Genomic DNA, 8,089 nt, shown 5'->3' with positions numbered 1-8,089 from the left:
CCTCAACGCCTTCGACCTTGCCTTCGAAGGACGCCTCACCACAGGCCGTAACTGACCTTCAAAAAATCGAGTTACACCGTTTTCTTGACACTCCCAGCTGGCGAACCCTTCCCGGGCATGGCGACCCCGGGCATGGCGACCCCGGGCATGGCGACCCCGGGTGTGGCGACCCCGGGTGTGGGATTCGGGTGGCAGAACCGGCACCCACCGCGGTGCCGGACGGACGGCGGCTCTTGACAGGGACCGGTGGGAGTCGGCATAGAAGGGGTACGCGAAACGGACGGGAGAGGAGGGGCGATGCGGATCAGTGACATTCTTCGTGTCAAAGGAGATCGAGTTGTCACAGTGACGCCGGAGATCGTCGTGGAGGAGCTCATCGGGGTACTCGCGCAGCACCGGATCGGCGCCGTGGTCGTGTCACGGGACGGCGTCACGGTGGAGGGCATCGTGAGCGAACGGGACGTGGTACGCGCGCTGGCCGAACGCGGCACCGGCGTCCTCGGAGCACCGGTAGCGGAGATCCAGACCACGCAGGTGCGGACGGTGGCCCCGGAAGCCCAGCTGGAGGACGTGGAACGACTGATGACCGAACGCCGCTTCCGGCACGTCCCGGTGGTGGTCGACGGACGGCTCAGCGGCGTGGTCAGCATCGGCGACGTCGTGAAACACCGCATCGACGAGCTCGAGACCGAGCGCAGCACCCTGGCCGACTACATCACCGGAGAGCGCAGCTGACGATCGGCGCGCACAGTGACGCCGCCACCCGAGAGCAGGGCGGCGGCGTCACCGGCCAGAGAAACAAAGCCACCCGGCCAGGTAAGCAAAGCCCGCCAGCCGGGTAAGCAAAGCCCGGCAACCGGGAGAGCAAAGCCCGCCGGCCGGGGAAGCGGGGCCACCGGCGAAGGGTCAGGAACGGAACAGCCGGAAACGCGGCTGCGGGCGACGGGCGTTCCGCCGCCGCAGGAGCAGGACCACCGCGGCGACCGCGCCCACGACAGCGAGCGCCCCGGCAGCCGACGGCCGCGGATGCCGGACCGGAGCGGTGACCGCGTGCCGTAGCCGGGACCGCGGAACGGCCGGGTCGGTCGCCCCGTTCCCGTCGGCATCGAATTCAGTGGTGGTGCGGTTCTCGGTCGGGATCGTCGCCATCGCTCACCTCTCCTGGGAGTGCCGTTCCTGAGAGTGCGTTCCTGAGAGTGCTATGTCGTCTTTGTTCCCCCTGGTCCGCTCCTCAACCCGCCCTTCCGGCCCCGAAAGTGACGCTAATCGGACGCGGCACCCGATGGTGTCCATGAGCCGACAGAGCCGGGTGACAGGCCCTCCGGGACGGGGCCGGCCGGCCAGTTCGCCGGGATCCGCTCCAGCACCCCACCGGCGAAGACGCCCCGCAGCCCGAGCGGCTTCAGATGCACGTACCCGATATGGCAGTCGCAGACCGCGTTGGCGCATCCCCGCGGCCGCAACCCGCCCCGCCACGACCCGTCGTACAGATTCCCGATCGGCTCCTGGATGAAGTGACAGCGCCGCACCGTCCCGTCCCCGAGCACCGAGATCGCCGTCTCCCCCGCGTGACAGGCCCGGTCGAGCGAGAGATGCGGCCGTACGCTGTACCCGAACAGCGGATCGAGCTCCGTCCACACGGCCTCCTCCGCCGCGGTGTAGCGGCGTCCCTCGGCCGCGTTGACCCAGAGGTAGACCTCGGCCGGCAGGGCCGCACGCAGCGCCCGCGCCTCGTCGAGATGCTCCGGGAACCCGACCACCCCGACCGAGAACCGCACTCCCGCTCGCAGCAGATCCCCGCAGCGCCCGAGGAAGCGTTCCCGGCTCACCTGCCCCGGATGGTAGGTGGCCCAGAGCGCCGCGCTCCCCGGATCCGCCGACGACAGCCAGTCCACCCGGGCGGCCAGGTTGGTCTGGATCACCACCCGCTCCACGTGCGGCAGGTGCGAGAGCGTGACCATCGCGTCCCGGTACCAGCTCCGCGTCAGCCCCTCGCCCCACGGCGTGAAGAGCACCGACAGCCGTACGTCCGTGGTCGCAGCGACCCACCCGGTGAAGCGCGCCAGCGCCGCCCGGTCCTCCCGCAGCAGCTCCGGCGGATCGTGCCGCTTCGCGAACGGGCAGTACGGGCAGTCGTAGTTGCAGCTGGCCAGCGGCCCGCGATAGAGGACGGCGAGCGGATTCACCGGTTCACGTACCCGTCCATCGCCCGGCGCACGGTCGCCGACACCAGCCACGGGCCGATCGCGTCCGAGTATGCCAGCCCTTCCGCGGTCAGCCGGAGTCCGCCGGCTTCCGCCCAGCCGCGCTCGACGAGCCGCGCCAGCTCCGGGAAGTCGCCCGGTACTTCCGTACCGAAGCGCTTCTCGTATCCGGCGGCGTCCACGCCCTCGCCGCGCAGCAACGACTTGATCAGCCAGCGGCGTCGCTGCTCGGCGGCGTCGAGCCGGAAACCCACCTCCGCGTACGCGAGATCCTCCGCCGGCCGGGACAGGTAGTCGTCGAGGACCGCCCGGACCTCGCCGACGCTGACCGCGTAGTCGAACGAGTAGTGCAGCTCACGGGTGTACGACCGCGCCCCGCACCCCAGCCCGATCATCCCGTCGTCCTGGCAGGAGTAGTCCACGTCGGCCGCCGGCCCGCGGCTGAACTGCCGCATCGACTCCTGCCGGTACCCGTTGGCCAGCAGGACGTCACGCCCCTGCCGGTAGAGCGCGAGCCGCTGCGCGTCCCAGTCCGCCCGGCTGACCGCGCGCCGTCCCAGCCCGGTGAGCGGCCGCACGTAGAGCGGATAGAGGAACACCTCCTCGGGCCGCCACGCCATCGCCGCGTCCAGGCTCCGCTGCCACGTCTCGGCGGTCTGCCCGTCGATCCCGTAGATCAGGTCCAGGTTGAGCGCCGGTATCCCGGCATCGCGGATCGCACCGAGGGCCCGCTCGACGTCGGCGCGCCGCTGCGGCCGCCCGGCCGCGTGCGCCTCGGCGTCCAGGAAGCTCTGCACGCCGATGCTGATCCGCGTGGTCCCGTAGGCCGCCAGCACCGCGAGCCGCTCCGGCGTGGCGGTCGCCGGTGAGGTCTCCACCGACAGCGGGATCCCCGGCAGCCGCGCGCCCATCGTCCCGGTGACGATGTCGAACAGCTCGGCGAGCTCGTCCGCTTCGAGATAGGTCGGCGTTCCGCCGCCCAGAGCGGCCTGCGCGATGGTTCCGCCCGGCGTCCTCTCCGCCTGCTCACGGAGTTTGCGGAGGTACGCCGTAACCTGGGCGGCCGGCGCGTTCGCCCTGGTGAACAGGTTGCAGAACCCGCACCGCATCTCGCAGAAGGGTATGTGCGTGTAGAGGAAGAGCGCGTCCCGTGGCTCGTCACGCCACACCTCGGCGAGCGTGGGCCGCGGGTCCAGCCGCCGGTACGACGTCTTGTGCGGATAGGCGTAGAGATAGCCCTGGTACGGGTTCACAGCGTGAACTCCGCGTAGGGGACCGTCCACACGGCCTCGTGCCCGATCCGGTGCCCGGTGTGCCCGCCCTCCCCGTACGCCGTCCCGTGGTCCGCACACATGATCACGAAGACCGGCCGCCCCCGGCCGGTGACCAGCTCGACGAGGCGCCCGACCCGGGTGTCCACGTACTCCAGCGCGGCCGCGTGGCTCTCCCAGGAGTCCTCCGCCGCTCCCGGAAGGTAGTGCCGGTTGGGCTGATGCATCGCCGCCACGTTGATGAAGGTGAACAGCGGGTCGCCGTCCAGCTCGGGCAGCACCGCGGCCAGCCGGTCGAGCTGCGCCCCGAAGCAGTCCGGCGCGGTCACCCCGAACCCCGGCTCCCAGTACGCCCGCTCGAAGAGCCCTGGAAGCACCGACCCGAGAGCGCCCCACCGGTTGAAGAACCCCACGCCGCCGAGGCAGACCGTCCGGTACCCGGCCTTCGCCAGCGCCGTCGGCAGATCCGCCTCGTCGAAGACCCACGTATCGCTTCCCGACGTCTCGCTGCCCGGGAACGCCGCGGCGTAGAGGCGCTCGTGCGTCCCGGCCCCGTCGGGCGTCGGCAGAAAACCGGCGAAGAACGCCTGGTGAGCGGCGTAGGTGAAGCTCGCCGGCGAGTGCCGCTTCTCCCACCGCCCGCCCGGCAGGACGCGGCTCAGGTTCGGCGTACGTCCCTCGGCCGCCAGCTGCTCCGCCACGTCGTACCGCAGGGTGTCCAGGGTGACCATCAGCAGGTCGTGGCTCCCGATCAGCGCACGCATGCCCGCCACCGCCCACTCACCAGCGCGTGGATCTCCTCCGCGTACGTGTCCCGTCCACCCTCGGAGAGCACCCCCGGGATCAGGTCCCCGAACGCGTTCACCTCGGCGACCGCGTGCCGCCGCCACCCGGAGAGGAACATCAGGTCGACGCCGACGTGCAGGCTCCCCGGGAAGCGGGCCGCCACCCGCTCGCAGGTCGCCATCGCCGCCGACCAGGCCGCCGGACCGGCCGCCGCCCGCAGCGCGGCCAGGTCCCCCCGCGCGTTCCCGAGGTGCAGGTTGGTCAGCGGGCTCCGGGACGACCGGACCACCGCGTGCGTCGGCCGCCCCGCGATCACCACCACGCGCAGGTCGACCACCCGGTCGCCGAGGGTGGCCTTGGGCAGCCAGCGCTCGACGTGCAGCCCGTCCGGGGCGAGCCGGTCGACGATCGTCGCGACCTCGGCCTCGGTCGTGTACGCCGACAGCCGCAGCGAGTTGAACAGCCCGTCCGGCGTCAGCTCGACCGGGGTGACGGCCCGGATCCGCCCGCCCGGCGCCACGGCGAGCGCGAGCACGCCGGACGCCGACGACCCGTGCGCCGGTTTCACGAAGACCCGGCTCCAGCGCGCCTCCGCCATCGCCGCCCGGAGCTGGGCATACCCGTGCACCGGCGGCAGCGCCTCCGGCACCGGGATCCCGGCGGCGGCCAGCCGGGCGTGACAGTCCCGCTTGTCGCAGAGCACCGCAATGTCGGCCGGATCGTTCAGCGGCTCGGCCCCGCCCGACGCGATCCGGGTGGCCGCGGCGACCATCCCGGCGTGCGCGGCCGCGAACCCGAGGATCTCGCCGTCCCGGGCGGCCCGCGCACCGGGCCCGCGGAGCAGCACGTCCACCTCGGCGTCCTCGCCCGGCGAGTCGATCCGGAGCAGCCCGGACTCCGGCGGCGCCGCCCCGGCCAGCACGTCACGCCAGGGCAGCACGGCCGGCCGGTCCAGCCCCGCGGCGAGCGCGGCCTCGGTGAACGACCGCACCCGGCGGTTCGCGGGGTTGCCCACCACGGTCAGTCGCATGTCACTCGGACACCTTCGTGTAGCGGCGGCCCGCGTGCGGTCCGCCTGTGAGCTGCGGGTCGGAGACGTCCACGCGTACGCCCGGAAGAGCCGCCACGATCGACGCGGAGCCCTCCCCGGTCATGAAGTGGAAGTGCAGGTCGAGGGCGTCCAGGTGGGTCAGGGGCTGACCGGCCAGCAGCGCGCCCACCCCCTCGTCGTCGAACGTGCCCATCGACAGGGCGAGCTCGGCGAGCTGCTGGACGACCGGTGCGCCGGCCACCGCCGCCGCGATCGCGTTCGCGTGCTCGGCGTTCCGGAGCCCGAGCCGCCGCAGCCCCGGGAAGGCCGAGCCGGCGAGGATCGAGGCGAGGTCCGCGGGTGTGATGTCCCCGCCGTAGTCCTCCACGCCCAGCCAGAGCTCCAGCCCGGTCAGCGCCGGCAGCTCCGAGGCGAGCACCGCGTCCAGGAAGACCTTCGGCAGCCCGCCGCTCTCCACCGCCAGGTCGCGCAGCCGCTCGTGGCGCACCGGCGAGAAGCCGAACTCCTCACCGCCGCGCACCCGCAGCACCTCCAGAGCCGGGTACGCCGCCAGCAGCCGGCTGACGTCGCCCACCTTCATCCAGGAGATCTCGCACTCGTCGAAGGTGACGTCGCCGAAGAAGAGCGCCCGCAACCTCGGCAGACGGGGCGCGAGGGCGGCGAAGTGCTCCAGCGGCGCCACGTTCACCGCGGCGTAACCCCAGGCTCCGATGACCAGATGGGTGGTCTCCGCGCCCGCGAGGTCGACGAACCGGTCCAGGACGGCGGTGAACTCCGCCGACACCCGGCCCTCCGCCTCGTCGCCCACGTCCCAGTGCGCCACCCGCCAGGCGACCGGGCCGGTCACCTCCGGAAGCGGCCCTTCCAGCGGGAACTCGACGACCCGCAGGCCGTCGAACGTCTCGTAGTGGTCGTTGAACGTCATCGCCGTCGGCCTCCCGTTCCGGATGTCAGCGGCGTGACCGTAGCAGGACCCCCCGACAAGAACACCTGTTCCTTCATCCCTGCGCAACGTAGGGTTCCGTGCCCGGCGATCCACCATTAAGTGACTAATTTCAATCTCTTGCCCGGTTGGTCACCTGATACTCCGGATGGTCGCCCCGGGTATTCACGTCCTCCCCGGACCGTCCTGGGTATGACGCGCATCGATCGCCGCATCCTCCTCCTCGGTGGTGCGGCCACCGCCGGAGCGCTGGCCATCCCCTCTCTCGCCAGCGCCAAGGCGCCGAACCCCTTCACGCTCGGGGTGGCGTCCGGTGAACCCGACACCGAGAGCGTGGTCCTCTGGACCAGGCTCGCCTCATCCCCGCTCGACTCCGACGGCCACGGCGGCATGTCCACCAAGGACGTCAGCGTCCAGTGGCAGGTGGCCACCACGGAGAAGTTCTCGACGATCGTCGCCCACGGAACCGTCACCGCTCATCACAGGGACGCCCACGCGGTGCACGTCGTCGCGGGTGGACTCAAGCCCGGCCACGTCTACTACTACCGGTTCAAGGCCAAGGGCCACGTCTCCCCGGTCGGGCGCACCCGGACCACCCCGGCGCTCGACACGTACGGTGGCACGCTGCGGATGGCGTTCGCGTCCTGCTCGCACTACGAGGCGGGTTACTTCACCGCGTACCGGCGGATGGCCCAGGATCACCCGGACGTGATCCTGCACCTGGGCGACTACATCTACGAGGCCGGCGTGGGCAAGAACGCGGTCCGTACGCACGCCGGCAAGGCGGAGATCGTCTCGCTCGCGTCCTACCGCCGCCGGTACGCCCAGTACCACACCGACGCGGACCTGAAGGCCGCGCACGCCGCCGCCCCCTGGCTGGTCATCCCGGACGACCACGAGGTGGAGAACAACTACGCCGGCATGATCCGGGCCAACGACAAGCCGGCCCTCACCACGGCCGAGTGGAAGAAGCGGCGCGCCGCCGCGTACCAGGCGTACTACGAGAACATGCCGCTGCGCCCGCGCTCGAAGCCGGACGGCAACAGCATCCGCCTGTACCGCCGGCTCCGCTGGGGCAAGCTCGTCACGTTCCACATGCTCGACACCCGCCAGTTCCGGACGAACCAGCCGTGCGGCGACGAGTGGAAGGTCTGCGGTGCGGCCGACGCGGCATCGCAGACGATGACCGGCGCCACCCAGGAGAAGTGGCTGCTCGACGGGCTCGCCCAGCGCTACGGCCGCTGGGACGTGCTGGCACAGCAGATCCTCTTCGCCCGCTGGTTCGACGAGCAGGGCGGCGGCTACATGGACTCGTGGGACGGCTACCGCGCCGCCCGGGCCCGCCTCCAGCAGGGCTGGCGCAACCGCAACGTCCGCAACCCGGTGGTCCTCACCGGCGACACCCACCGGGCCTGGGCGAACGACCTCAAGGCGAACTACGCCGAGCCGAACTCCGCGGTCATCGGCACCGAGCTCGCCTGCACCTCGATCACCTCGGACGGCAACGGCAACGGCAACGAGACCGCCCCGTACGCCGCCGAGAACCCGCACATCAGGTGGTACTCGGAACGCCGCGGCTACACCCTCGCCTCGGTCACCCCGACCGAGATGCGCGCCGACTTCCGCACGATCGACTCGGTCTCGAAGAAGGACGCCGCTGTACACACCCGCAAGTCGTTCATCATCCACGACGGCCGGCCCGGCATCACGAAGGCCTGATCCCGGGCAAAGGAATCCAGGGCAAAAAGAAAAGGCCCACCCCGAAGGGTGGGCCTTTCCTGAAGTTAAGTCCGGCGGCGTCCTACTCTCCCACACCCTCCCGAGTGCAGTACCA

8 protein-coding genes are annotated in these 8,089 nt (G+C 71.3%); 2 read left to right on the top strand and 6 right to left on the bottom strand.

All coding sequences use genetic code 11. The features are described from left to right. The first annotated feature begins 345 nt into the window (after nucleotides 1-345). Entirely contained in the window at nucleotides 346-735 is a 390-nt protein-coding gene (locus AB0M08_RS46745; protein WP_364508624.1) for a CBS domain-containing protein, read from the top strand. 171 nt (nucleotides 736-906) lie between these two features. Here the strand turns inward: AB0M08_RS46745 and AB0M08_RS46740 are convergent, their stop codons facing one another. The 6 genes from AB0M08_RS46740 to AB0M08_RS46715 form a co-directional block, all read right to left on the bottom strand. Continuing rightward, a complete protein-coding gene (locus tag AB0M08_RS46740) occupies nucleotides 907-1,149 on the bottom strand; it encodes a hypothetical protein (protein ID WP_364508622.1) in 243 nt (80 codons plus the stop codon). 113 nt (nucleotides 1,150-1,262) lie between these two features. After that, a complete protein-coding gene (locus AB0M08_RS46735; RefSeq protein ID WP_364508619.1) occupies nucleotides 1,263-2,186 on the bottom strand; it encodes an STM4011 family radical SAM protein in 924 nt (307 codons plus the stop codon). Beyond that, on the bottom strand, nucleotides 2,183-3,457 hold the full coding sequence (locus tag AB0M08_RS46730) for an STM4012 family radical SAM protein (protein ID WP_364508616.1): 1,275 nt from the start codon (nucleotides 3,455-3,457) through the stop codon (nucleotides 2,183-2,185). The genes AB0M08_RS46735 and AB0M08_RS46730 overlap by 4 nt, the downstream gene beginning before the upstream one ends. After that, complete coding sequence (locus AB0M08_RS46725) at nucleotides 3,454-4,239, bottom strand: STM4013/SEN3800 family hydrolase (RefSeq protein WP_364508613.1); 786 nt, start codon at nucleotides 4,237-4,239, stop codon at nucleotides 3,454-3,456. Before AB0M08_RS46725 ends, AB0M08_RS46730 begins: the two co-directional genes overlap by 4 nt. After that, nucleotides 4,227-5,291 (bottom strand): STM4014 family protein, encoded by a 1,065-nt coding sequence (locus AB0M08_RS46720; protein WP_364508610.1) that lies wholly within the window; start codon nucleotides 5,289-5,291, stop codon nucleotides 4,227-4,229. The genes AB0M08_RS46725 and AB0M08_RS46720 overlap by 13 nt, the downstream gene beginning before the upstream one ends. A gap of 1 nt (nucleotide 5,292) precedes the next feature. Continuing rightward, nucleotides 5,293-6,237: an STM4015 family protein gene (locus tag AB0M08_RS46715; protein ID WP_364508609.1), complete on the bottom strand. Its 945-nt coding sequence runs from the start codon at nucleotides 6,235-6,237 to the stop codon at nucleotides 5,293-5,295. Nucleotides 6,238-6,447: 210 nt separating this feature from the next. Between AB0M08_RS46715 and AB0M08_RS46710 the strand changes: the two genes are divergently transcribed. After that, nucleotides 6,448-7,974, top strand: coding sequence for an alkaline phosphatase D family protein (locus AB0M08_RS46710; protein WP_364508606.1), 1,527 nt, complete (start codon nucleotides 6,448-6,450; stop codon nucleotides 7,972-7,974). Nucleotides 7,975-8,089: the final 115 nt, after the last annotated feature.

Source organism: Actinoplanes sp. NPDC051851 (assembly GCF_040681165.1).
In the GTDB taxonomy this organism is placed as follows: domain Bacteria; phylum Actinomycetota; class Actinomycetes; order Mycobacteriales; family Micromonosporaceae; genus Actinoplanes.
This window is presented reverse-complemented; position numbering and strand designations above follow the sequence as displayed.

What these genes read in the sequence shown, in the direction of transcription:
- AB0M08_RS46710 (WP_364508606.1), top strand. Translation starts at nt 6,448, where the DNA reads ATGACGCGCATCGATCGCCGCATCCTCCTCCTCGGTGGTGCGGCCACC.
- AB0M08_RS46740 (WP_364508622.1), bottom strand. Translation starts at nt 1,149, where the DNA reads ATGGCGACGATCCCGACCGAGAACCGCACCACCACTGAATTCGATGCC.
- AB0M08_RS46715 (WP_364508609.1), bottom strand. Translation starts at nt 6,237, where the DNA reads ATGACGTTCAACGACCACTACGAGACGTTCGACGGCCTGCGGGTCGTC.
- AB0M08_RS46725 (WP_364508613.1), bottom strand. Translation starts at nt 4,239, where the DNA reads ATGCGTGCGCTGATCGGGAGCCACGACCTGCTGATGGTCACCCTGGAC.
- AB0M08_RS46720 (WP_364508610.1), bottom strand. Translation starts at nt 5,291, where the DNA reads ATGCGACTGACCGTGGTGGGCAACCCCGCGAACCGCCGGGTGCGGTCG.